The sequence below is a fragment of the Acinetobacter sp. YH12023 genome (assembly GCF_013420135.1).
GTDB classification, from domain to species: Bacteria; Pseudomonadota; Gammaproteobacteria; order Pseudomonadales; family Moraxellaceae; genus Acinetobacter; species Acinetobacter amyesii.
This window is the reverse complement of sequence record NZ_VOYU01000007.1, coordinates 98,853-125,569: the sequence shown is the minus strand read 5'-3', so window position 1 is coordinate 125,569 and position 26,717 is coordinate 98,853. Positions and strand designations below refer to the sequence as shown.

19 protein-coding genes, 1 pseudogene and 1 riboswitch are annotated in these 26,717 nt (G+C 40.7%); of the genes and pseudogenes, 5 read left to right on the top strand and 15 right to left on the bottom strand.

Going from position 1 to position 26,717, the window contains the following annotated elements:
* The first annotated feature begins 265 nt into the window (after positions 1-265).
* On the top strand, positions 266-2,128 hold the full coding sequence (locus tag FTT92_RS09460) for an AAA family ATPase (RefSeq protein WP_180171979.1): 1,863 nt from the start codon (positions 266-268) through the stop codon (positions 2,126-2,128).
* Between the two features lie 23 nt (positions 2,129-2,151).
* Here the strand turns inward: FTT92_RS09460 and uca are convergent, their stop codons facing one another.
* The 6 genes from uca to FTT92_RS09430 form a co-directional block, all read right to left on the bottom strand.
* Positions 2,152-5,757, bottom strand: a complete 3,606-nt coding sequence (gene uca, locus FTT92_RS09455; protein WP_180171978.1) for an urea carboxylase — start codon at positions 5,755-5,757, stop codon at positions 2,152-2,154.
* Positions 5,758-5,761: 4 nt separating this feature from the next.
* Positions 5,762-6,424 carry an urea amidolyase associated protein UAAP2 gene (locus FTT92_RS09450; protein ID WP_180171977.1) on the bottom strand — a complete coding sequence of 221 codons (663 nt, stop codon included), beginning with the start codon at positions 6,422-6,424 and terminating at the stop codon, positions 5,762-5,764.
* An 11-nt stretch (positions 6,425-6,435) separates the two neighbouring features.
* A complete protein-coding gene (locus FTT92_RS09445; RefSeq protein ID WP_180171976.1) occupies positions 6,436-7,173 on the bottom strand; it encodes an urea amidolyase associated protein UAAP1 in 738 nt (245 codons plus the stop codon).
* 29 nt (positions 7,174-7,202) lie between these two features.
* Positions 7,203-7,314, bottom strand: a riboswitch (guanidine-I (ykkC/yxkD leader).
* Between the two features lie 277 nt (positions 7,315-7,591).
* The gene (locus FTT92_RS09440; RefSeq protein ID WP_180171975.1) at positions 7,592-9,280 is read right to left on the bottom strand and encodes a tetratricopeptide repeat protein; all 1,689 of its coding nucleotides are present in this window, start codon (positions 9,278-9,280) and stop codon (positions 7,592-7,594) included.
* Positions 9,281-9,319: 39 nt separating this feature from the next.
* Positions 9,320-10,555: an NERD domain-containing protein gene (locus tag FTT92_RS09435; protein WP_180171974.1), complete on the bottom strand. Its 1,236-nt coding sequence runs from the start codon at positions 10,553-10,555 to the stop codon at positions 9,320-9,322.
* A 199-nt stretch (positions 10,556-10,754) separates the two neighbouring features.
* Complete coding sequence (locus tag FTT92_RS09430) at positions 10,755-11,648, bottom strand: LysR substrate-binding domain-containing protein (protein WP_078190935.1); 894 nt, start codon at positions 11,646-11,648, stop codon at positions 10,755-10,757.
* A 190-nt stretch (positions 11,649-11,838) separates the two neighbouring features.
* On the opposite strand from FTT92_RS09430, the gene FTT92_RS09425 reads away from it, so the two are divergent.
* Positions 11,839-12,540: an HAD family phosphatase gene (locus FTT92_RS09425; RefSeq protein ID WP_180171973.1), complete on the top strand. Its 702-nt coding sequence runs from the start codon at positions 11,839-11,841 to the stop codon at positions 12,538-12,540.
* 91 nt (positions 12,541-12,631) lie between these two features.
* Here FTT92_RS09425 and FTT92_RS09420 read toward each other — a convergent pair whose 3' ends face one another.
* The 4 genes from FTT92_RS09420 to FTT92_RS09405 all read right to left on the bottom strand — a co-directional run bounded on the left by FTT92_RS09420 (position 12,632) and on the right by FTT92_RS09405 (position 17,855).
* Positions 12,632-12,949, bottom strand: coding sequence for a hypothetical protein (locus FTT92_RS09420; protein WP_373684113.1), 318 nt, complete (start codon positions 12,947-12,949; stop codon positions 12,632-12,634).
* A 223-nt stretch (positions 12,950-13,172) separates the two neighbouring features.
* Entirely contained in the window at positions 13,173-14,672 is a 1,500-nt protein-coding gene (locus FTT92_RS09415; RefSeq protein ID WP_180054798.1) for a succinate CoA transferase, read from the bottom strand.
* Positions 14,673-14,805: 133 nt separating this feature from the next.
* The gene (locus FTT92_RS09410) at positions 14,806-15,975 is read right to left on the bottom strand and encodes a thiolase family protein (protein ID WP_180008861.1); all 1,170 of its coding nucleotides are present in this window, start codon (positions 15,973-15,975) and stop codon (positions 14,806-14,808) included.
* A 101-nt stretch (positions 15,976-16,076) separates the two neighbouring features.
* Complete coding sequence (locus FTT92_RS09405; protein ID WP_111884373.1) at positions 16,077-17,855, bottom strand: acyl-CoA dehydrogenase C-terminal domain-containing protein; 1,779 nt, start codon at positions 17,853-17,855, stop codon at positions 16,077-16,079.
* A gap of 605 nt (positions 17,856-18,460) precedes the next feature.
* Between FTT92_RS09405 and FTT92_RS09400 the strand changes: the two genes are divergently transcribed.
* A complete protein-coding gene (locus tag FTT92_RS09400; RefSeq protein ID WP_078190941.1) occupies positions 18,461-19,066 on the top strand; it encodes a TetR/AcrR family transcriptional regulator in 606 nt (201 codons plus the stop codon).
* A gap of 66 nt (positions 19,067-19,132) precedes the next feature.
* Here the strand turns inward: FTT92_RS09400 and FTT92_RS09395 are convergent, their stop codons facing one another.
* From FTT92_RS09395 to cysK, 5 genes and pseudogenes are all read right to left on the bottom strand, one after another.
* Positions 19,133-19,327 (bottom strand): heavy-metal-associated domain-containing protein, encoded by a 195-nt coding sequence (locus FTT92_RS09395; protein ID WP_180171972.1) that lies wholly within the window; start codon positions 19,325-19,327, stop codon positions 19,133-19,135.
* Between the two features lie 66 nt (positions 19,328-19,393).
* Positions 19,394-19,813, bottom strand: a complete 420-nt coding sequence (gene cueR, locus FTT92_RS09390) for a Cu(I)-responsive transcriptional regulator (protein ID WP_180171971.1) — start codon at positions 19,811-19,813, stop codon at positions 19,394-19,396.
* Between the two features lies 1 nt (position 19,814).
* Positions 19,815-22,253: a copper-translocating P-type ATPase gene (locus FTT92_RS09385; protein ID WP_373684112.1), complete on the bottom strand. Its 2,439-nt coding sequence runs from the start codon at positions 22,251-22,253 to the stop codon at positions 19,815-19,817.
* A 24-nt stretch (positions 22,254-22,277) separates the two neighbouring features.
* Positions 22,278-22,487: pseudogene (locus FTT92_RS16855) on the bottom strand (cation transporter); the annotation flags it as partial.
* A 571-nt stretch (positions 22,488-23,058) separates the two neighbouring features.
* A complete protein-coding gene (gene cysK, locus FTT92_RS09380; protein WP_180171969.1) occupies positions 23,059-24,057 on the bottom strand; it encodes a cysteine synthase A in 999 nt (332 codons plus the stop codon).
* A gap of 282 nt (positions 24,058-24,339) precedes the next feature.
* Here cysK and FTT92_RS09375 point away from each other — a divergent pair, with 282 nt between their 5' ends.
* Both FTT92_RS09375 and FTT92_RS09370 read left to right on the top strand, forming a co-directional pair.
* Positions 24,340-24,657 (top strand): helix-turn-helix transcriptional regulator, encoded by a 318-nt coding sequence (locus FTT92_RS09375; protein ID WP_078193801.1) that lies wholly within the window; start codon positions 24,340-24,342, stop codon positions 24,655-24,657.
* Between the two features lie 302 nt (positions 24,658-24,959).
* Positions 24,960-26,696: a SulP family inorganic anion transporter gene (locus tag FTT92_RS09370; RefSeq protein ID WP_180171968.1), complete on the top strand. Its 1,737-nt coding sequence runs from the start codon at positions 24,960-24,962 to the stop codon at positions 26,694-26,696.
* Positions 26,697-26,717: the final 21 nt, after the last annotated feature.

The following is a 26,717-nucleotide window of genomic DNA, read 5'->3' as shown; positions in this document are numbered from 1 at the left end:
AGCTACGAGCATCTAAAAGTTCTTCTAATCTTTTAGCCATAATTAATAAATCCCCCTTAGATTCTTTTTTAGGTTGAAACGCTTGCAAAAAAGCGTAAATATATAATATTGTTCATTTTTACCAATGTCCTAAAGATGTAAATAACAGTTAAATATTGATCTTTTTTAGTTGGGTTATATTTATCTTTTAATAGCTAACACAAAATGTTAAAGTTTTATTTTGATTAATTTTAAACCAAAAATTCAACTACAGATAAAGATTATTATGAAATTAATAGCACTTAAATTAGAAAACTTTAGGGGATATCAGGGCGAAAACTTGATAAATATCGATTCAAATTTAACAGGAATCATTGGGAAAAATGATGCTGGTAAATCTACGATTTTAGAAGCATTAGATATTTTTTTTGAAAACTCCTCTTTAGAAAAGACCGATAAATGTGTGCACTGTACAGAAGAAGATAATATTTCAATAACTTGTATTTTTGATGACATTCCAACATCGCTAACACTAGATGCAACATCCGTCACTACTTTACAGAATGAATATCTATTAAATTCAGAGGGTCACTTAGAAATAAAAAAAACATTCCGTGTAAATCAAAAAATATCTACAGATCTGAGCTTGATTGCGAAATATCCGAGTAATTCCGGATTAGATAATTTGATAATATTGAAAAATGCAGATTTAAAAGCCTTATTTAAAACCAAAAATTTAGATATCTCTCAAGTAACCGATCAAAGATCTAATACATCATTAAGACAATCCTTATTTCAATCAGAGACACTCGCATTCGCAATTAAGGAAATTCCTTTAAACAAAGAGGATGCAAAAAATGTCTGGGATGTATTAAAAAACTTTTTACCTATTTATGCTTTATTCAAATCGGACCGAAATAGTAGCGATCAAGATAGCGAAGTCCAAGATCCTATGAAACTTGCTATCAAGCATGCTCTCTCTGAAATTCAACCACAATTACAAGTGATTCAAGAACATATCAAAAATAAGGTAGAAGATGTAGCAGGAAGAACTTTAGAAAAACTCTCTGAAATGGATTCAGCATTAGCAAAAGATTTAATTCCTGATTTTTCAAAGGAACCTAAGTGGGAATCTATTTTCTCGATGGCTTTAGCATCTGAACAAGGGATTCCTGTCAACAAAAGAGGAAGTGGTGTTAGAAGATTAATTCTTCTAAATTTTTTTAGAGCCGAAGCAGAGAAAAAATTTCAAGAAGCAAATGGACGATCTATAATTTATGCAATTGAAGAACCTGAAACTTCACAACATCCTAATTATCAGGAAATGTTGATAAAAGCTCTATTAGAACTATCTTTACTTCCTAAAACTCAAATTTTAGTAACAACACATACCCCTGCTTTGGCAGGACTTATGCCTATTACTAGCCTGAGATACATAGCTAAAAATGAGAGTAATCAACATGTAATTTCTCATACTGACAACGATGACATACTAAAATCTGTCAGTAGTGATCTAGGTATACATCCTTTTAGTGAAATTTCTAATCCTCAATCTCGAGGGTATATCTTTGTTGAAGGTGTATCAGATGTCGTATTTTTGAAACACATATTTGCTAAATATGCTGAAAAAGGATTGATCCAAAAAGATTATATCGCTGAATTAGAAGTACAACTACTAATTAGTGGTGGAAGTGACAATCTAAAACATTGGGTTAATTATAAATTAATTGAGTCACTCCAAAAGCCTTGGGCTGTCTTTTTTGATTCAGATAATGATGGACAAAGCTGTCAAAAACATCAACAAAATTTAAATGTAAAAGCAAAATATCCCAATATAGTTTTTCATTTAACTGAAAAAAGAGAGTGTGAAAACTATCTACATCCTAATGTCATATTTAGAGTATCTAATAACAGACTTAACTATACTCCTGATAAATTCTCTGATCAAAAAGTGCTTTTAACTCCTCTTTTATCCGAATATATTGCTATTAAAAAAAGTAATTTAATTGAAAAATTATGGGGAAATAGTACATGTGAGGAAATTATTGAAAGTTGCACAGATCAACAAGGAAATAATGAATTCCTTCAATTCATTAATCAAATCGAGGAAAGATTTGGTTTGGTTGAATTAGAAAAAAAGACCGCCTAAGCGGTCTTTTTATTACTATCTCATCAAGCCACTGGCGACAAAGTAAACAACACCTGCCCTGTTTTCACCGTCTGCCCTTTTTCAATGGTAATTTCAGAAACCATCATACGTTCAGGCGCAATAATGGGGATCTCAATTTTCATCGCTTCAATCACAGCAAGCGTTGCACCTTCTTCAACAATATCACCTGACTTGCATTCAATTTTCCAAATACTTCCCGGCATATGTGATTCCACTGCACAGCCACCTTCAGGCACTTCAACACCTTCACTATCATCGACCGCATCTAAACTTTCAGAGACATATTCAGCAAGCCCTGCTTCATGCCAACGACGACGTTCTTCATCAAAGTTGGCTTGTTGTACAGACTTAAATGCAGAAATGGATGCTTGGTTTTCAGTTAGGAAGTCGTTGTACTCTTTTAAGTTCAACACTCCTTCTTCAATACGAAGTTTTAAGCGACCTGCTTTAAAGTCCTCACGCATCTGCATCAGTTCAGCTTCTGAAACTTCATAAAACTTGATTTGGTCAAAGAAGCGTAATAACCACGGCATACCTTGCTCAAAGTCAGGGTTTTTACGGTAGCGTGACCACATTTGCGTGGTACGACCAACAAATTGATAGCCACCCGGACCTTCCATACCGTACACGCACATATACGCACCGCCAATACCGACAGCATTTTCAGGTGTCCATGTCCGTGCAGGGTTGTATTTGGTGGTCACTAAACGCTGACGTGGATCAAGTGGCGTTGCCACAGGTGCGCCTAAGTACACATCGCCCAAGCCCATGACCAAATAACTTGCGTCAAACACCACATCTTTAACAGCTTGTTTGTCTTTTAAGCCATTAATACGACGGATAAATTCGATATTGTCTGGGCACCACGGTGCATCTGGACGCACGGTTTGCATATAGCGTTCCGTTGCCAATTGCGTTTGCGAATCTTCCCAAGCGAGTGGCAGATATACGGTACGTGATGGGACTTGCATTTGGGTCACATCAGGCAGTTCAGCTTCAGCGACTTGTAATAAACGCAGTAAATCAAGTTGATCAAGCTTGATCGAATCAAAATGGATTTGTAGCGAACGAATACCCGGTGTCAGGTCGATAATGCCGGCAATGTTTTGCTTTTGTACCCATTGCATGAGCGCATGGATACGGAAACGTAAGTTCAGATCTAAAACTAACTCACCATATTCCACCAACATGTAGTTGTTGCCCGCAGGACGATACACCACATCCGGCAATCCATGCTGACCTTGTAATGTATCAAGCACCGCATTTTTTAAGGTGGAAAGTTCAGGATAGAACGACTCCTCAAAATCCACAGCTTGCGTATCAAATGCTTCTAATTGCGCATGATATTTTTCATTTAAGAGCTTCGCTTGATGATAACTCACAGGTATAAATCGAACTTTGTCTCCTGCTTTCAATTGACCTAGTTTCCAAAGCTCAGAATTAATCACCACGGCAGGACAAACAAAGCCTCCTAAACTTGGACCATCTGGACCCAAGATAATCGGCATATCGCCCGTGAAATCAATCGCACCAATCGCGTATGCATTGTCATGAATATTTGATGGATGCAAACCGGCTTCACCGCCATCCTCACGTGCCCATTCAGGTTTTGGACCAATCAAACGTATACCTGTACGGCTTGAGTTAAAGTGAATCTCAAAAGTATTGGCAAAGAAGGTATCAATGTCTTTTTTAGTAAAGAAGTCTGGTGCACCATGCGGGCCGTACATCACCGCAATTTCCCATTCATGGCTAAACGTTGGCACTTGTTCAGGCGCAAGCGCTGTCACTTGTTTAGATGTAAATGCAGTTATTGGCAACATATCTCCAATCAATAAATTACGACCGGCATGACCACCAAACTGACCAAGGGTAAAGGTTGCTTGTGAACCTAAATATTCAGGCACATTCAGACCACCTTTAATCCCGATATAGGTGCGACAACCTGTGGCGATTTTGCCACATTTTAAAATCTGACCTTTGCGCACATTCACGGTTTGCCACATTGGCACAGACATACCATCAAGGGTTGATGGCATATCACCACCGGCAAGCACGATTTGACTGTCACAATGGAATTTTAAAGTGGGACCTTGTAGCGTACATTCTAAGCCTGCAATGTTATAGGCATTACCAAGTAACTGGTTTGCGATATTCAGTGATAGTGGATCAATGGCACCTGATGGTGGTACACCCACATCCCAATAACCCAAACGACCTGTGACATCTTGCACAGAAGTTTGAATGCCTGATTGCAACACTTCAATTTTTTGGGTTTTCCACTCAAATGTATTTAAGAATCGTGTGGTTTGCGTACCGGCTTTAAATACATCACAGTCGATAATATTTTGTAGATATTCAAGATTAGTTTCGATGCCTGCAACCGATGTTTTCGCGAGTGTCTCGGTCATGGCAGCAATTGCAGAATCACGATCGTCCGAAGTCACAATAATTTTCGCAATCATCGGGTCATAGAATGACGATACATTTGAACCCGTTTCCACCCATGTTTCATTACGGGCATTAGCATCAAACTCAACATGTGTCAGTAAACCGGCACTTGGTTGGAAGTTTTTAATTGGATCTTCAGCATATAAACGTACTTGAATCGAATGACCTTTCGATTCAAGTTGTTCTGTTGGTGCAATCCAATCACCGCTGCCTAAGGTCACCATCCATTCCACAAGGTCTACACCAAACACTTGCTCCGTCACGCCATGTTCAACTTGCAGGCGGGTATTCACTTCTAAGAAATAGAATTCCTGTGTGTCGGTATCCATGACAAATTCTACTGTACCTGCAGAACGGTAATTCACCGACTGCATCAGACCAATCGCAACTGATTGAATATAGGCACGTTGCTCATCATTGATATGCGGTGCGGGCGTTTCTTCCACGACTTTTTGGTTTCGGCGCTGCACCGAACAATCACGCTCGCCGAGTGCTAGAACTAAACCTTTGCCATCACCAAAAATTTGCACTTCGATATGACGGGCATTTTGTACGAATTTCTCAAGGTACAAACCTGCATCTTTAAAGTTGGCTTGGGCAAGATATGAAACCGTAGAATAAGCATCTTTCAGCTCTTCTTCATTCCATACCAAACGCATACCAATACCACCACCGCCTGCGGTGCTTTTCAGCATGACAGGATAACCAATACGCTTGGCTTCAAGCAGTGCTTCGGCTTCATCTGCCAATAATTGACTACCCGGCAGTAAAGGTACATTGGCTTGAATCGCAAGTTCTCGTGCCGTATGTTTTAAACCAAATGATTTCATTTGTTCCGAATTTGGCCCTAAAAATACTATGCCTTGAGCTTCACAGAGATCACAAAATTCTGCATTTTCAGACAAGAAACCATAGCCCGGATGAATCGCTTCTGCACCTGTTTGTTTTGCGACTTCTAAAATTTTATCGACATTTAAATAGCTTTGGCTGGCAGGACTATCACCAATAAATACTGCTTCATCCGCCAAGGTCACATGCAAAGAATCACGGTCTGCTTCGGAATACACAGCAACAGATTGAATGCCTAATTTCTTGAGTGTACGGATCACACGGCAAGCGATTGCACCACGGTTGGCAATGAGGACTTTATTAAACATGGTATTACTCCTCGCCTTCACGAATGATCAGTTGAATTTTTGTTGGGTTATAGGCATTACATGGGTTGTTCAATTGCGGGCAATTTGAGATCAATACGATCAAATCCATTTCAGCTTTAATTTCGACATATTTTCCCGGTGCAGAAATACCGTCATCAAATTTAAGATGACCCTCAGCAGTCACAGGAACATTCATAAAGAAGTTAATATTTGGACCGATATGGCGCACATTTAAGCCATGTTTTTTGGCAATCGGATGTTGCGATAGAGCAATCATGAAATTATTACGGCAACTGTGCATTGGGAATTTGTCATGTGCATAGCGAACAGTGTTGCTTTCACATGAGCATGCACCGCCCAAAGTATCATGACGGCCACAGTTGTCGTCATGAATGGTGGCAATTTTATTGCCAAAGTTAGTATATAGCGCTGTGCCTTTTTCTAAATAAATCTGTTGGTTAATGGCTAAGGTATCCGTTGCGCTATAACGCTCTTCAGGATTTTGGATAGAGATAAAAAGCGTATCCACCGCTTGATTGCCCTCTAAATCCACGATACGGAAATACTGCCCTTTTTTGACTTCGCACATCCATGCTTCACCGGCAGAACATACTTCGCTTAACACTGATTTTTCAGAATGTTGTGTTGGATTTACTAATGCAGTCATGATCATTCCCCTCAAGCCGTTAAAGCGTAATAGCGTTTATTATTTTGAAAAGCACGTTGATTTTGCGGGCAAGAATCACGGCAAACATCGGTGTCTGCCAAAGGTAACGCCTTAAATAAACTTAGTTGTACGTCAGCAGGGTTATATTCTTCTGCTTGAGATAATCCATGTGGTGCACTAGATAAAAAGACTAAACAATCCATTTCAAAGCGCAGTTCAATAATTTGATCGGTGTTATCGGAGTCGATATAAGACAAGTTACCTGTATCATCAGGCGCAACCTTAGAGAAGAGATTAAGTGTTGAACTTAAGTCGGTTGCAGATAAACCAAACTTGGTCATTTCAAGCAATAAGCTATCTTTGCCGTTGCGGTACATATCATTACGGGCATCTTGGAAAGTTTTACTGCCAAATTGGTTTTCAATTTGTTGTGCGGTACTTGGTGCACAAAAAGCATCATTCCAAGCGTGATCATCTTTCACAATCGAAATCATGGCACGGCCTAAATCCGACGCCAAAATATGACCTGTACTTAAATAAGCCGTGTGTTGCCCTTTAAGGCTATCTGGCATGTTGTAACGTTCAAGCTTATCTTCACTATTTACACAGTACAGCGCCACATTGGCATTTTGCCCTAGCGATTTAAGCTGTAATACTGCCCCTCGCTGAATACGCGCTGACCAGTGGTGTCCACCCGGTAAAAGTTCAGTCCATAGTGCTTTATCGTCATGATAATGTTTTGTGCTCATTGCAGCCTCTGCCTAATTTTTAACTGTTTACCTCCCGGGCTTTTATCCCTCCGTGCAGCTTTGCTTTGAATTAAAACGAAGCCGTGAACTCTCGGTCGCGGTCATACATAGAAATGTATCGGAACCCTAGATCACTTTATGATGTAAGTAGAAAAGCAAAGGCTATGCCAAAACAGTAATACTATTTATACAACCGGTAATACTGCTAATTCGGGAAGTTTGGCAAAGAATCAAAAGACGCCTGAATCTTTCAGGTGCAGAAAATGCGCTTTGCCTGCAAAATGCACCAAAATAAACAGATGCGCCAACAGGCAAACAGAAATGAAAAAAGCCCACATAGCATCTGAGCGCTTATATATGACAAGGAAACCGCTTAGTCAGCTTGATCTTTCCGCGAAGAAGTCTTCATTAATCCGCGTTATTTACGGTCTGCATCTTTGAACCGGTTGATCCATCTTACTGCGTGGGGAAATCCGCTTGCTGCGGCTTGACGGTAATAGCTTGCAGCCAGCGCCGGATTTTTTTCGACCCCCATGCCTGCATAATAGGTCATCGCTAATTCATGCTGCGCTTCTGGAACACCTTGAGCGGCTGCTGCTTCAAAATAAGCCAGCCCTAATTTATGACTGGCAAACAGACTGCTGTCAGATGCGTCCTTCGCAGCCGGTACATATTCACGTGAATAGAGCCAGCCCAGTTTATAAATGGCGTGGGCATTTCCTTGCGCAGCTGCTGCTTTAAATAGCTTTTCAGCTTCAGTATAATCTTGCTGCAAATATTTAAAACCTTCGGATCTAAATATCGCCAGCTTATACTGCGCCGATGCGCTTCCGCGCTGCGCTTGCTCGGTCAGTTTTTGTATGCCTGCTTCTGTATAATCTTCCTCAGTCAATTGATCCCTCGGCTGTGTCTTTACCCAGCGCTGAAAGGCTTCAGGCCCTGTATTTTCTTCTGGATTGAACCAGCCGGGTATATCAATCATATGTCCAGAGAGCAGCGCGGCATAATTCATGGCACGGCTGTCCCCTTTACGCGCTGCGCTCTCAAACAGCGGAAGCGCTTTTGCTCTGCTGACCGCGTCATTTTGATCGAGATACAATCGGGCTAAACCAAACTCAGCCAAAACAAAGCCTTGAGCAATCGAAGCCTGATACAGCTGCACTGCCTGCTGCAGGTCTGTTTTTACACCCAGCCCGGTTTCATATTTTTTAGCCATATTGAATTGGGCAGCCGGATGCTTTAATTTCAAAGCCAAAGCAAAATAATGATTAGCCAAATCACGATTCAAAGCTACCTGCGTAGCGGTATTTTCCAAGCGTTTTGAATCGGTTAAAGAGGATCTGTAATGCTTAATCGCCTTGTAATAACCCGGATCAAAATTTTTAGCTACGAACTCGCCGGAACCGTCATACAGCACAGCTAAATTATTCATGGCTTCCGGCAGCTGCTGTTTTGCAGCTTGTTCAAACCAATAGAGCGCCTGCTGTGAATTTTTTTCAGTTCCAAATCCGATCGCGTACATATAGCCCAAATCATTTTGCGCTATGGCGCGGCCTTGCTTGGCGTGTTCCAAATTCCGCTGCAGCATTTGCGGCGCCTCTGTTTTAACTGCAGTCAGGTAATAGCCGAATGCATAAGGCAAGTACATTTCGACACCAATGCCCTGTTCAAACATTACCCCCAAGTTATAGTGCGCATCTGAAAGGCCTGTTTGGGCAGCTTTGCCGAATAATTCATAGGCTTTTAAAGTGTCCTTTTTTACCCCCATGCCGCGAAGATACATCTTGCCCAGATTATTTTGCGCTTTCGGATTGTTTTTTGCTGCGGCTGCATTGGTCCATTCATAGGCCTGACGCAGATCTTTTTGAACAAAATCTCCTAACAGATACATTTGCCCCAGATTGACCTGTGATGGCGTATGGCCTTCTTTTGCCCATTGTGTCAGCTGGGCAATATAAAGCTTCTGTTTACCGGATGGCGCAATTTTCAGCTCATCCATCGTCTGATCAAACTGCCCATGTGAAGGCAAAGCATAGACCGCGTCCGGCGCGGCTAAAACCAGCATACTGATCGCAAGCGGAATGATTTTCTTTGAAAATATGTGCATTTTTAGTGATACATCCTGTAATTCAAATTTATGCAGGCTTTAGTAGCTCGAATCCCTTAAGCGTGAATCAAGGTCATCAGCCTGCTGTATTTTTTCTTCCGCTGCGGCGGCTGGCGTTCTCGCTTCTGCTGCGCGGGGCGCCAGATTTGCGCGCGTTTCAGCAATAACCGGCGGCGGATTCTGCTCTCCGCGCTTCGGCTGCAGTATTTGTTCTGATGCCGGCTGCTGCTTCGTTTTTTGTACCGCAGGTTCCGTCAATTGGACCGCTGGCGCTGGCTGTTCCGCTTCCGGCCGCTCAAGGCTTCTTGGGCGGTTTTCCCAAAAATCATCCTGCTGCTGTGCCCGCTGCGCCGGCTTTTCATCCGACCATTTCAGTTCGGCCTGAGGCTGTTCTGAGGATGCGTCCGTTTCTGCACGGCCCCGAGTGTCCACGGTGCTTTGATGCGAAGTTTCACTGACAGCGCTTTCGTTTTTTTTGCTCATCATTTGGGTGAAAATATTCCCGATTTTTTGCCATACGGCCGGAATAAGCAGCAGTAATGCAAGAAACACTATCGGCCAAAATTTACTCAGCGCCGGCGGCTGGCTGCTGCGCGGGGGCTTTATTTGCGCCTGCCGCATTTTCACCTGTACCGTCGCTGCTGTGTCCGGCACTGCTTTAGGCGTTAAATATGCATGCGCAACAGCATCAACCGGCGGTTTTGGCTGCCATTCATAGGGCATCAAGTTCATTTTGCCCATAAGTTCGGACACCCACTGCTGCTCTAAGCGGATGCCAGCGCTTTTTTTAGCCGCGAAATATGCGCTGCAATGCGCGATATCCGTAATGCCCATCCACTTCCGGGTTTTTTCACTCAGTTGATCTTCAACATCTGTTAATGCAGTAAAGACCGTGACGGCGCCGATATGCCCCAGTTCACAGCGGCTGAAAGCCGGCTCATTGCTTAAAAAATTCAGCAGGGAAAATTTATTATTGCGCAGCTGGCGGTAGGGATTGAACTGATTGCCGCCTTTGACTTCAATCAATTCGTTATTATGATTCAGCAGCTTCCAAGGGCCGTTCTCACCGGCTGTTAGTGCGCCGGTATAGCTTTTAAAGTCGCCCACAATAATTGAAAATGGGCTAAAACATACAAAGTCTACATCCTGCCCATTCCACATGGCGTTATAAACGATATAAATCCATTTTTCTGGACCATCCCAGTCCAGCTGCAGCTGTGATAAAAAATTTCTGAAGCATGCGCTCTTCATGGGCATGATCGGCTTGATTCCCATAAAAGCAGTAAATCATTAACAGTAAACCCCTAAACCCTATACCCAAAAAAGTAATAAATAATTTTAAAATGCAAAGCTAAAACAGCATCTTATTATGCATATTTCTTATAAATAAGAAAAGTTTAAATCAATACAGCAAATAAGCTGAACTGCCTGCAGCATGCGCAAAATAGGCTGCAAACAGAATTCGCCGGCGCAGCTATTTCACTAAGATTTCATGGAACATATGACGTAGCCATTGATGGCTGGTTTTATGATGGCAGGACATATGCCAATATTGCTTCACGCCATAGGTTGGAAATGCAATCGGTGCGTCAAATATTTTTAAGTTGCCGCGCGAAAGCAATACTTCACTCAAGTAATACGGCACAGTAGCAATCGCATCAGTGTCTTGCACAACTAAGCCTACACCTAAATAACTAGGTAAACGCATCAAAATATCACGTTTTAAATCAAGGTTAAGCAGCTCATTTTCAATATGGTAGTGCCCCATACCTGCATCAATATCAATATGTGACTCTGATAAATATTGCTCAGTTGTAATGGTGTCACCCGTTAATCGTGGATGATCCTTAGCTGCAATCACCACATAATATTGCTCAAACAGTTTTTGCTGATAAAAGCCGCTTTCCAAATGCGGTAAAAACCCCAGTGCTAAATCAATTTCACCATTCGCCATCTGATAACTGGTTTCAGTGGTAATCGGGCGTACATTTAGACGTATTTGTGGCGCGTGTTTTTTTAGATATTGGCTGATTTTAGGCAATAAAACCAAATGCGAAACATCGGTCATGGCCAAAGTAAATTGTTGATCTGAAATGGCTTGATCAAAATTAATCGTAAAATTATTAATGGCTTCGACTTTACTCAAGGCTTCGCTGACTAAAGGAAATAATTGACGCGATAACTCCGTAGGCACCATTTCATTACCAATACGTAAAAATAAGGGGTCGTTATAATGCTGTCGTATTTTATTTAAAATATTACTGACTGTAGGCTGACTCATCTGCAAGTGTTCAGCAGCTTGTGACACATTTTTGTACTTATAAACATGAAAAAAAATGCTAAGAAGTTTACAGTCCAATTCAAACACGAAAGATTTAATCCCTAATTAAATATTGCAAGTTATGCTGTGCATCATCTGCTGAATTATACAAAAAGCCAATAACGAAATATTACTTTTATTGCAGATGAAACGCCAGTTTAGCCTGCTCAGTTGCATTTGGCTTTTCAACACCCCAATCAGTCCGCATAATAGACCCAGCACGAATTTGGATATCAACATGCTTCAAGGAAAAAAACTGGTTTGTTTTGATTTAGATGGCACACTTATTGACTCTGTTGGCGTGTGGAATCAGGTCGACGCAGATTTGATTCAACAGTTAACTGGACAAACCATCCAACTGGGTTTAATTCAACGTGAACGTGACATTCAGCTGCAATTATTTAAAAATACACCAGACCCTTACTTAATGTATTGTAACTATCTAAAAGATACTTACAGCATTGAACAGCACACAGCAGATCAAATCAAACAGCAACGATATGCCATTTCACAGCATTTTTTAGAACATATCATCTTGCTTAAACCACATGCAGCGTTATTTGTTCAGCAGCTCATTCAGCAAGGCATTCAGGTGGCAATTACCACCACGACCAGCCTGCAAAATATTTATCGATATCAAAAAAATATTAACATTTATCCAAAGCTGCATTTTGAAAATAGCTTTGATCTGATCCTGACCCGTGAAAGTGTCAAAAATATTAAGCCGCATCCTGAAGTCTATTTACAGGCGATTCAATATTTTGCCGTTCAACCTGAAGAATGTTTAATTTTTGAAGATTCACTCATTGGTGTAGAAGCCGCAAATGCTGCGGGTATTGAAGTCGTTGCCGTGTATGATGCATATTCAGAACACGAAATTGAGCAAATCAAAAATAAAGCGGATTATTTTATCCATGATTTCTCTTCGGTTTTGAACTGAGTTAAAGCAAATAAACATTCGCTTTAAAGTTAAAAAAAGCAGCCCAATTTAAAGGCTGCTTTTGATATTTTTGCATAAATAGATAATTGATCTATTTTACTTTTTTATAAATTGATCCAGACCCGACTAAATTTCCAGTTTTTTCGTCAATCGCAAATTCAACAGCACCTGTCCCAGAGTTTACAGCGAGTAAACCAGATTCAACGACAGATGCAGGTACAGGATTTTTCTTTTCAGATTTACCACTTTGTTTATCTTTTAAAGTATTGGTAATGAAATAGTTTTCACCATTTTTACTAATAATCAGCGCATTTTCAAGTTGCGGATCTACTGCGGTATTTTGCCATGTTCCTGCATAATCAGGCGCTGGACTTTGTTTACATGCAGTGAGGAGAACTGCGAACAACATCGCAGAAAATAATTGAATCTTTTTCAAAATACTGACCTTCTTTGTCAATGAGTTTTGCATTATAGAAAGCCTTGAAGAGAACTTAAGACCGTTCATGTTGTGCAAAAGTTTCAAACTAAGTGGCGCTGTTTTTCTTTTGTCATGTTTTGAAACATTTGTAGTCTTTCATAATAAATAAGCCCACTTGATCGTGGGCTTATTTAAAAATTTTCAATCTTTAGGTTTATACGATTTGACGCATTGAACCGGTTTCTTCAAAAGTGGCATGCCAAGACAAAGCCTCTTTTAAAATATGCGGCGTTTGACCACCACGCTCACATGCGCGTTCAAAGTAGCTCAACAATGCTGCGCGATAATCTGGATGTGCACAGATTTCAATGACTTTACGTGCACGCTCACGTGGTGAAAGACCACGTAAATCTGCCAAGCCCTGCTCTGTAACCACGATGTCAACGTCGTGGTCAGTATGGTCGGTATGACTCACCATTGGCACCACAGATGAAATCGCACCACCTTTTGCAATCGACTTGGTTACGAAAATGGCAATGTGCGCATGACGAGTAAAGTCTCCTGAACCGCCAATACCGTTCATCATTTTCGTACCCGTTACATGGGTCGAATTTACGTTTCCGTAAATATCAAACTCAAGCGCAGTATTAATCGCAATAATGCCTAAACGTCGAATGATTTCAGGGTTATTGGATAGCTCTTGTGGACGTAATACAATTTTGTCTTTGTACTGATCAAAATTGTTCATCACATGCTGTGCACAAGGCTCAGACAACGTCATTGAACAGCCTGAGGCAAATTTCATTTTTCCAGAATCAATTAGCTGGAAAGTACAGTCTTGTAGTACTTCTGAATACATTTCCAAATCATGAAAATTCGAATGCTCAAAACCTGCGAATACAGCATTGGCAATCGAACCCACACCTGACTGTAGCGGGCCTAAATTTTCAGGCAAACGCCCTGCTGCTACTTCACCTTCAAAGAAATCAATCAGATGCTGAGCAATCGCTAGGGTTTCAGCATCAGGTTCATCCATTTTAAACTGGGTATCTGGCAGATCATTCAACACAATAGCTGAAATCTTATCGGGGCTGACATTGATCCCAATCGTACCGATACGTTCACCGACCTGAGTCAGTGGAATTGGCCCACGGTTTGGTCGCGCTTTCGGCACATAAATATCATGTACACCTTCGAGCACTGGGTTAATCGTATTATCAATTTCGATAATCACATGATCTGCCATTTCAATGAAATTGGCTGAGTTACCACATGAACCTGTCGGAATAACTTGACCATCTTCTGTAATTGCAGTCGCTGCAATAACGGCCACATTAATGCGCGGTAAATTATGATGACGAATATTATCGGCCATTTCAGACAAGTGTTGGTCAATATACATGACCTCGCCAGCGTTAATGGCTTTACGTAAACCAGGATCTGCCTGATACGGATAACGACGTTCTATCGCATGCGCCGCATTGAGGCGACCATCGATACTATTTCCTAAACTAGCACCCGTTGCCAACGTGATACGAAGAGGATGTGAAACTGCATGATCTGCAAGTGCCAATGGAACCGTCTTTGCCTCACCTGCACCACCAAAACCACTTAAACCAACCACTGAACCATCTTGAATTAACTCAATCGCTTTTTCAGCAGACATTACTTTGTCGCGAAGGGAGAGTAAGCGAATGCGATCTAAACCATTCATAATTAAATCTCAAAAAATAAATATCTCAAAATAAACATCTTTTTTCGCCATCCCAGCGAACTGAGATAGCGTTTGTTATTGCTTATCTAAAAACGTACTTATCTAAAAGCTTACTTATATAAATTGAGGCAAATTAAATCAGTTCAACCGCAATTGCAGTTGCTTCACCGCCCCCAATACACAGTGCTGCGACACCTTTTTTACCGCCAGTGCGTTTTAAGGCATGAATCAGCGTCACAATAATACGTGAACCTGATGAACCTAGTGGGTGACCAAGTGAGCAAGCACCACCATGAATGTTCACTTTTGCTTCATCTAAGTTAAATCCATCAATCGCCAGCATTGTAACCATGGCAAATGCTTCATTGACTTCCCACAGGTCAACTTCTTGTGCATCCCAACCGGCTTGTGCAAGTACTTTCTCAATAGCACCGACTGGAGCAATCGTGAACTCTGACGGATGCTGTGAATTTGTGGCATAAGCAACGACTTTTGCTAGTGGTTTTAAACCACGTGCTTGAGCCGTTTCTTCTGATGTAACCACCAAAGCAGATGCACCGTCAGAAATTGAGCTGGCATTGGCAGCTGTGATCGTGCCGTCTTTTTTGAATGCAGGACGCAGTGTTGGGATTTTTTCAGGCTTAGCACTTAATGGCTGTTCATCTGTGTCAACAACGACGTCACCTTTACGGCTTTTAACAGTAACTGGCACGATTTCATTTTTGAAGAAACCGCCTTGAATCGCTGCAACGGCTTTATTGAGTGAGTTGATGGCAAAAGCATCTTGCTGTTCACGGGTATAGCCTTTTTTATCTGCCATATCTTGTGCCAGAATACCCATCGATAAACCTGTCTCAGCATCTTCTAAGCCTTCTTGAAACATGTGGTCTGTGGTTTTACCATGACCCATACGATAGCCTGAACGCGCTTTTTCAAGTAAATATGGCGCATTTGACATCGACTCCATACCACCAGCAACCACAATATTAGCAGAACCGGCTTTAATCGCATCAGCTGCTTGCATCACTGCCTTCATGCCTGAACCACAAATTTTATTAATCGTGGTGGCACCCGTTGTATCTGGCAAACCTGCTTGACGCATCGCTTGGCGTGCAGGACCTTGTTTAAGACCAGCCGGTAATACACAGCCAAAAATAACTTCGTCAATATCTGTAGGTTCTAAACCTGCACGTGCAACAACAGCTTGAATCGCTGCAGCACCTAAGTCTGGGGCTGTACAAGATGAAAGTGAACCCTGAAAACCACCCATCGCTGTACGTACGCCATCTACAATTACAATCATTTCTTATTTCATCCTGTTTTAAATCTTTTAACCCCAAGGAACCATGACTGGTTCCTCAGATTTTCCATCTTAATGTTTTTCACAGTGGTTTAGATGAAACCTTAAGATTGAGCGGTGAAGTATTCTTCAGATAGCTGCATGATAAGTTCAGAACCTGCTTTAATACGTTGAGCACGGGCAGCAAGGTCAGGTAGAACTTTCTCAACATAGAAATCTGCGAGTACCAGTTTGTTTTGGTAGAAGCTCTCTGGTTTTGCAGCCGCAGCTTTGCTAATACGTGCAAACATATAAACGAAGCTGAGTAAACCAACAGCGTGCAGGTAATCGACTGCCACCGAACTGCTAAAGTCTGGGGTGGTCTTAGATTGTTCTACAATGAATTGCGTTAATGCTTCAACTTCGTCAGAAACTTGCAATGCTGCAGATTTAACTTTTGAATCAGCCATGGTTGCAGCAAAATCACGAATTTCAGCAATGTATTCGGCAATAAATGCACCATTACATTTCGTGGTTTTGCGTCCAATTAAATCAATCGCTTGTACGCCATTTGTGCCTTCGTAAATCTGCGAAATACGTAAGTCACGAATGCATTGCTCCATGCCCCATTCACGGATATAGCCATGACCACCAAAGCACATTTGCGCTTCTAAAGTAGCTTGTAGGGCTGTATCTGTTAGGTAGGCTTTTGCAATAGGTGTCAATAAAGCCACGCGGTCATTGGCTTTTTTCACAGCAGCTTCGTCAGTTGAATATTTTGTAATATCCAGTTGCTGGCCAACATACACAGCAAATGCACGAGATGCTTCGTTGTTGGCGCGTACATTCAACAACATACGACGTACATCACCATGTACTAAAATAGAGTCTGCTGGTTTTTCAGGAGATTTCACACCTGTCGCAGAACGACCTTGTAGACGATCAGTCGCATACTGTGCAGCATTTTGGTAAGCAAATTCTGCAGCGCCAATCCCTTGGATACCCATCGATAAACGTTCATAGTTCATCATGACAAACATCGCCGCAAGACCTTCGTTTTCTTTACCAACGATATAACCTTTGGCACCATCAAAGTTCATAACACACGTTGCAGAACCTTTAATACCCATCTTGTGTTCAATTGAACCCGCTGAAACAGCATTACGTTCACCGACTGAGCCATCGGCATTGACATGGAATTTTGGAACGATAAACAATGAAATACCACGTGAACCCGCAGGTGCATTTGGCGTTTTTGCTAACACAAGATGGATGATGTTTTCACACAGATCATGTTCACCACTGGTGATGAAAATTTTCGTGCCTGTAATATTAAATGAACCATCTTCATTCGGCTCTGCTTTGGTTTTAATGATCCCCAAATCAGTCCCTGAATGTGGTTCAGTTAAACACATAGTGCCTGACCATTCACCCGTATAAAATTTTGGAAGATAGGTTTCTTTTTGCTCTTGCGAAGCACGGTCATTAATCGCCATACCTGCACCCACAGTCAGTAGTGGATACAACATAAATGATGGATTGGTACTCCAAATCATTTCGTCAGCAAGTACTGTCAACATTTTCGGCATGTTTTGGCCGCCCCATTCTTCAGAAGCGCCTAAACCAACCCAGCCACCTTCAGCGAATTGTTTAAAAGCGTCTTTAAACCCTGTAGGCGTAGTAACAACACCATTACTAAACTGCGCACCACCTTCTTCATCTGCAGTACGGTTCAAGTCTAGAATAACGTTTTTAGAAAACTTAGCCATTTCTTCTAAAATGGCATTTGCAGTCGCCATATCAATATGAGCTAAGTTTTCATTTGACTGCCAGAACTCATCTGCATTGAATACATCATTTAAGATGAAGTCCATGTCCTTTAACGGCGCATTGTATATTGGCATTGTACTTTCCTTTTCTACAGGCTTTGTCAGCGTCTTTGACAAAGTACTTTTTTAAAGTTGCACGCTCCCGCACAAAATCATCAAATCAATTTTGTGTGGATTTTTTAAAGATCTGTTTTTTCAGATAGATATCTAAAATGGATATAGATAATGTGTTTTTACCGACAAGTGTAAAATAACCACCTGATATTTTGAGCAGCATTATTTTATTACATTTAAATAAATTTATTGAATTGAATAAATTTATAATTAGTAATTGATTAAAACCAAACATAATAGTACCTATAATCATGTTTAATTTAGGGTGTATTAATAACATAACAACCAAGACCGTTTTGTTAAATGCTGCTTTTGTTGTAAAAGCGAAAAGACAATAAATTAAAAAAAATAAAAATGGAATTTTATTTCAAAAAAATGACCTCAAGGGTTCAGTTTTATTGACATTAATTTTATGCTATGAATTCTATATGTTTTACGCACTCTACTAATGTGTTTATTTTTAAACCAATTTATGTAATATTTGAGACCATAGTGGAATGTAAGATTCACAAGATTTAGCTTAAGCTAGGCTTGTTCACCCTCAAGATGTTTATGGAACAGTTATCATGAGTTCAGTACGCCAACAAAATTTTATCCTTCGCAAGGAAAAAATTTTAGCCATGGCAGAAACCCTGCTATTAGATAATAATCAAGACATCACCTTAAGTGAGTTAGCTTGTGAACTAGATATTGCCAAAGGCACGATTTATAAACATTTTAAAAGTAAAAACCAATTATATTTAGAACTGATTATCTTAAATGAAAAACGATTATTAGAAATTTCAAAAAAATATAATCATGATATTAAAACTTATGTTTCACAATATATGCTTTATAATATGTTGAATTCTAATAGAACTATATTATTACATGTCATTGAAGAACGCTTAACCAATAATGAACGTAAATTAAAAGAGTTATTTGAAGAGCTCTATCGTGTTCGTGAAGAACGTATTATTGAAATTAAGGATATGACCAGTGATTATCTAAAATCACTTGAAAGCGCAATGTCGATACGTGATTATTTATCTTATATTTGGACGGTCACTTATGGTGCATCCCTACTCCTCAATTCAACGCATTATCAAAAATCAATCGGTTCACGTGAACGCTTAATCAAGCTATATATTAATCAGGCGCTGATGACGCCAGATAAAATTTCAGCCGTATAAAATTGATTTATAAATAAAAAAGCCGAACAATTGTTCGGCTTTTTTATTCATTCGACAATATCAAAGTTATGCAATCACAGGTGGGAAACCATCTTCGGTTAAAGCGCTAATCAATTGCTCTGCGCTAACACTAGATTCAACGTCAACTAATTTAGTGGCTACATCAATAGTGACTGTTGCATTTTCGTCTAAGTCTTTAATCGTTGCTGTCACGCTACGGGCACAACCACCGCATGTCATATTATCAATACGAAATTTCATGATATTCATCCTTCTTTTCTAATAACAACACTATAAACCTTGCCACGATTGTAAGGTCAAGCAAGTTTAAATCTTCGATGTATGGCAGCACTCAGCCATGCCCGTTTCGATTTGATTTAAAATCGTACAATCGGCTTGATCATTACCGGCACAGCCATCTACAGATTGTTGCAAGATCTCAACCATGGCCTGTAAGTCTGCGATTTTTTGATTTAAGGTCTGGATATGTTTTAACGCCAATGCTTTAACTTCTACACTTTGCCGACTTTGATTTTTCCAAAGTCCAAGTAAATCTTTCATTTGTTCAGAAGAAAAACCTAAATCACGCGCATGTCTTAAGAAACTCAAGGTTTTAATATCGGCTTCCGAGTAAACTCGATAGCCGGCATCGGTGCGCTGCGCATTATTTAACAGCCCAATCGATTCATAATAGCGGATCATTTTTGCAGAAATGCCCGATGCTTTCGCTGCTTGTCCAATATTCATCTTAAGACTCCTGAAAAACTGGCCCTTTAAATGCTTTTAAACGCAAGGCATTTGACACAACAAACACCGATGAAAGTGCCATTGCACCAGCTGCGAACATAGGTGAAAGCAATATGCCAAAGAATGGATATAACACACCTGCAGCGACAGGAATCAATGCTGCATTGTAAATAAATGCCCAAAATAGGTTTTGGCGAATATTATTCATCGTCGCTGTGCTCAGTGCGATTGCTGTCGGCACCATTTGTAAATTACCCGACATAAGCACAACGTCCGCGGCCTCTATCGCCACATCTGTCCCTGTACCAATCGCCATGCCCACATCTGCTTGAGCAAGTGCAGGCGCATCATTAATACCATCGCCCACAAAACAAACAACACCATGTTCTTTTTGCAATTGTTGTACAGATTGCACTTTTTGATCTGGCATCACTTCAGCGATCACATGATCAATTTTCAACTGTCGTGCTATGGCAGAAGCAGTATGTCGGTTGTCGCCTGTAATCATCGCCACTTTCAGTCCTAAATCATGCAAAGCTTGAATGGCTGTAAAGGTTGTAGCTTTGATCGGGTCGGCAACAGCAACAATGGCAGCAAGCTGTTGATCGATCGATACATAGAGCGGGGTTTTCCCTTCATTGCCCATGCGTTCCGCCAGTGATGAAAAGATTTGTGTATCTAAACCAAGTTTATGCATCAAATGATCTGCACCGATATAAATGCTTTGTCCTTCAACAACGGCCTGAATCCCAGCACCAGTCACGGAATCAAAATGCTCAACCTCTAAAAGTTGCACTTGCATCTCTTTTGCAGCTTGTACAATGGCATAGGCAATCGGATGCTCAGATTTCTGCTCTACAGAGACCAATAACTGAAATACGCGATCTTTATCAAAAGCTTCAGTGACTTCAAAATCTGTCAGTTTCGGTTTACCTTCCGTCAATGTCCCTGTTTTATCGACTGCAACCACTTGAGTATTTTTGAGTTGTTGTAAGGCTTCACCTTTACGGAACAATACTCCAAGCTCTGCACCTCGCCCTGTACCGACCATAATAGACGTTGGTGTTGCCAAACCCATTGCACATGGACATGCGATGATCAGTACTGCTACAGCATTGACTAAGGCATAGGTTAAACTCGGTTCAGGTCCAACTACATACCAAACTAAAAAGGTGATCAAGGCCAACGCCATTACCACCGGTACAAACCATAACGTGACTTTATCCACCAAAGCTTGAATCGGTAATTTTGAACCCTGAGCCTGTTCAACCATCTGGATAATTTGTGCCAAAACAGAATCTTGACCTACCGCAGTGGCTTGTATTTTCAAGGCCCCATTTTGGTTAATCGTTCCACCGACAACTTGATCACCGGCTTTTTTCTCGACAGGAATTGGCTCGCCACTGATCATGGATTCATCAATATAACTGTTCCCAGACACTACAGCACCATCGACTGGGCAACGTTCACCAGGCCGAATTTCAATCAACATACCTGTTTTAACATCACTAATCGGCAAATCTATAAAGGTACCAGATTGCTCTACACGTGCTGTTTTGGGTTGCATGCCGACTAAGTATTGAATAGCTTGCGATGTTTTACCTTTGGCTTTCGCCTCCATAAAACGACCCAAAAGAATCAACGCCACAATTACTGCGGCTGCTTCAAAGTACACATGAACCGTACCTTGCGGTAATAATTGCGGAGCAAATGTTGCAACACAAGAAAAACTATAAGCAGATAAAGTCCCGACTGCGACCAAAGAATTCATATCCGGGGCAAGTCGCGCAAGTGCTGGTATGCCGTGCTGATAAAAGCGTCTTCCGGGTAGGATTAACACCAAAGTGGTTAATATAAACTGAATATACCAACTATTTTGTGTTCCTAAATTATGCTCAATAAAATGATGAAAAGCTGGAATCATGTGTGATCCCATCTCCAAGATAAAAACAGGAACAGCGAGTACCAATGCGATGATTAAATCACGTTTGAGTAACCGAGCTTCGTCGGCTTTTTTTTCTGCCATTGTCGGTTGTTGCTGCGTAGCAATGCTAGCACTGTATCCCGCTTTTTTAACTGCCGCGATCAATTCTTGTGTTTTTGAAGCGGGAGCCTGAACAAAGGCTTTTTCACTGGCTAAATTTACCGTTGCTTTATTGACACCGTCTACAGCGTTTAAGGCTTTTTCAACCCGTGCCACACATGAAGCACAGGTCATTCCATCAATATTTAATTCAATATTGGGCTGTGCAATATGAAAACCTGCTTTTTCTACAGACTTCGCCAATGCAGAATTTTCAACAGATGCCAATGCCGTAATCGTGGCTTTTTCAGTTGCCAAATTCACTTTTGCATCGATGACTTCTGGAACTGTCTTTAATGCTTTTTCAACACGTGCAACACACGATGCGCAAGTCATCCCTTCAATTTCAAGCTCAATCTGCTTCTGTGCAACACCAAAACCTGCCTTTTCAACGGCCTGAATTACAGCAGAATAATCCACATTTTTATCACTCTGAACATGTGCTGTTTCAGTGGCTAAATTCACTTGAGCATCAGTGATGCCATCGACTTTTTTTAAGGCTTTTTCCACCCGTGCCACACAAGAAGCACAGGTCATCCCTTCAATAGCAAGTGTGCCATCAAAAAGTTTGTGTTCTGTCGAATCTGTCATGGCAACATCCCAATCATATGTGCTTGTTTTAGGCTATAGCTTAAACTTTACCACAATGGGAAGGTCAAGTTTTTCTGACTCACAGCAAGGCTTTTTTTTACGATATAAAAAATTGCGAATATTCAAAAATATAATCAATAATATTGAATAATCATCATTCAATTAGTTTGTTTTTCTGATATTAAAACTACACCTTTCCTCATTATTCAGTAAGATAAAGATTCGTGACCACCAAACGAATTACTCTCTTTCGCATGTACAAACTGTCGAACATTTGCTTTAACTGCGCATATTTGTGTGCTTTTTTATTTTTAATTTTAAGTTGGAGTCTAGATCATATTGATGTTTGGCTCACTCAAGTGGTTATCCCTGCTGTCACGATATTCATACTCTTAGGCTTCCTGTTTAAATACATCGCTCGAAAGTTAGGGCATGAACCACCTAAAAGAAAAATTAAACAACAAAATGCCAAAAACGATGATCAAGACGCGGCTTAAGATACTTATAAATAACGAAATCATCAATAAAAAAGCCCATTCAATTGAACGGGCTTTTTTTCATGTCAGAATTATTAGTCAGCACTAATATCTTCAAATAAAACGGAAGAAAGGTAACGTTCACCACCATCCGGTAAAATGACCACAATGGTTTTGCCTACATTCTCAGGACGTGCAGCAAGTTTTGCCGCAGCTGCCATTGCCGCGCCACTAGAGATACCCACTAAAATACCGTCATGAGTAGCCGTTTTACGCGCCCACTCAATTGCTTCAGCACTTTCAATACCGATCACTTCATCAACAAGGTCTAGATCTAAGTTACCCGGAATAAAGTTAGCGCCAATCCCCTGAATTTTGTGTGGCCCTGGAGTCAGTGTTTCGCCTTTTTTCGCTTGGGCAATAATCGGAGATTCAGCCGGTTCTACCGCAACAGAATAAAGCGGCTGATGTTTCACTTTTTCAAAATAGCTTGAAATGCCTGAAATCGTACCGCCTGTACCTACACCTGAAACTAAAATATCCACTTTACCACCGGTCGCTTCCCAAATTTCTGGGCCAGTGGTCAATTCATGAATTTTAGGGTTTGCAGGGTTTTCAAACTGTTGTGGTAAATAATACGTTTCAGGATGTTCGGCAACGAGGCGCTGTGCTTCTTCGACCGCACCTTTCATGCCTTTAGCAGGTTCAGTCAATACGAGATTTGCACCAAAAGACTTTAATACCTTACGGCGTTCAATACTCATACTTGCTGGCATGGTTAATGTAATTGCATAACCTTTCGCTGCTGCAACAAATGCCAAAGCAATCCCTGTATTGCCACTTGTAGGTTCTACAATATGCATACCCGGTTTTAATAAGCCTTTTTCTTCTGCATCTGCAATGAGAGCTGCACCTACACGACATTTCACTGAAAATGCTGGGTTACGGCTTTCAACTTTAGCCAAGACCGTTGCATCTGACTGAATCGCACGATTAATACGAACCAAAGGTGTATTACCAATCGCTTCAGCGTTATTACTATATACCGCGATACCTAAATTACTCGTTGCTGGAAAAGCTGAATCTGTTGTCATGACTATTTATCCCTTGTGTATTTATTGAATACGATCTTTAGATGATACAATTATTTTCAAAGTGTGCATGATTTTTTAAGCTAATGTCTTATATTTATGTGCATTTTGTGAAAGCTTGCACTAAAATCAAGCAATAAATTTAACTGATTAACTAAATTTAAACTTATAAAAATTAATGATATTTGATTTCATAAAAAACCATAGAAATTGTCTTATTTATTCAATGTATTAAGCCGTGATATCCGTATACTTGAGCTGTTGTTAATCGTATGGACATATCCAATGAATACCGATCTGGAAATCACTACTATGCGTGATTCTGCCGAATTAGTCGTGGGCGTTTTAAAGTCGCTGGCAAATACGGATCGTCTACTAATTTTATGTCATCTAGCACAGCAAGAATTGAATGTGTCTCAGATTGAAGAAATCACTGATATTAAACAGCCAACCCTCTCACAACAACTGATGATGTTACGCAAAAGTGATGTTGTGACCACGCGTCGTGATGGAAAGCAAATTTATTATTCAATCAAAGATGCAAATTTAGTTCAAGTTCTCAATACTCTTTACCAATTGTATTGTAACCAATCTTATAAATAACACTCAGTTATTTTAAAATTTCAAGCCAGACATGCTGTTCTTGCACCACTATAGATGAATTATCGCAATGGACAGCAATTCAATACCTTAATTTACCCTCCAGACTTCTTTTAAATATCAATAATTATTTCGAATATCCTAAGCTTTAAAACAGCTTATCCTTTTCATTAATTCATTTAGAATGATGGTTTCTTATATATCCCACAAATGTACTGCAATGTTGTACGCTCAAAATTTATTGCACAAGACTTCTTAGCATTTTTTATGCATAATATATATGAAATTGTGATTTAGATAAGTTTATGTCAGATTTAAAACCTCATATCTTACAGAAATTTCCAGCTTGGCAGTGGTTACAGCACTACAGCCCCGTGAAATTTAAATCTGATGTACTTGCTTCGCTGATCGTGATTGCCATGTTGGTTCCTCAAGGTATGGCCTATTCCATGCTGGCAGGTTTACCTCCAATCATGGGTTTATATGCCAGTATTTTACCGATGATTGTCTACGCCCTCATTGGTGGAAGCTCAACCTTATCGATAGGCCCTGTGGCAATCATTTCGATGATGACTTTCGCCACGCTCAATCCGCTATTTGAAGTTGGTTCGCCTGTTTATATTGAAGCAGCTACACTTTTGGCCTTAATGGTCGGGCTGATTTCTCTGTTGCTAGGTGTACTACGTTTTGGTTTTTTAATTCAGTTGATCAGTCATCCTGTCATTAAAAGCTTCATTATTGCCTCGGCTCTGCTCATTGCACTAGGTCAGTTTAAGTTTCTTGTCGATGTCCCGCTAAAAGCCAACAACATCCCTGAGTTTGTTTTGAGTCTGTGGGAATACCTGAGTTTGACTCACTTCGCTTCACTCATTTTTGGTGTGCTGGCCATACTGTTTTTAATCTATGTACCAAAAATGTTGGCCACTCAATCAATTCAATCTCGATTCGGCTCTACTGCCTTTCTAAGTAAAGCACTTCCATTGATACTAGTGGTGATCTCAATTGCATCGGTGATGTTATTTGACCTGCAAAATGTCGGCATTAAAACCGTCGGTGAAATTCCTTCAGGATTTCCACCCTTAAGCTTTCCACATTGGAACTGGGAACTGGTACAAACCTTACTGCCCGGTGCAACAATGATTGCCATGATCAGTTTTGTTGAGTCACTGTCTATTGCCCAAGCCACTGCCTTACAACAACGAAGCCAACTCAACAGTAACCAAGAGTTGGTCGCTCTAGGTTTAGCCAATCTAAGCGCTGGGGTTAGCTCTGCCTTTCCAGTGACGGGTAGCTTATCTCGTACAGTGGTTAATGCAGATGCAGGTGCAAAAACCCCGATGGCAGGTGTGTTGTCGTCATTGCTGATTATCGTTGTCAGTCTCTACTTCACTGGTTTTTTCCAAGACTTACCTTTAGTCATTTTGGCGGCCACGATTATTGTTTCCATTTGGAAATTAGTCGACTTTAAACCTTTTGTGGATACATGGCGTTATTCAAAAGCTGACGGGATTGCGATGTGGGTGACCTTTTTCGGTGTGGTGTGTATCGACATTTCTACAGGTCTCATTATTGGCATTATTTCTACCTTTATTCTGTTGTTATGGCGCATTAGTCGTCCACATATTGCGGTGATCGGTTTAGTCGAGGGCACACAGCACTTCCGCAATGTACAGCGCCATCATGTCTATACCGCACCACATATTCTCTCGCTCCGTATAGATGAAAATATCTCGTTTTTAAATGCCAATACGCTTAAAGGTTTCCTGATTAATGAAGTCAGTGAAAATATTGACCTAGAACATGTTGTTATCAACTGCTCAAGCGTCAGTTCAATTGACCTCAGTGCCTTAGAAATGTTGGAAGATTTAAATGCTGAATTATCAAAATTAGATATTCGACTGCATTTTTCCGAGGTCAAAGGCCCTGTCATGGACAAATTGCAGCACTCAAAACTACTCACGCATTTGAGTGGTCAAATTTTTCTCACCCACTATCAAGCCGTTACAGAGCTTGCGACAGCCAGTTCTGAGTACCAAATTTAAAGGCCTATTAGCTCACTGTTT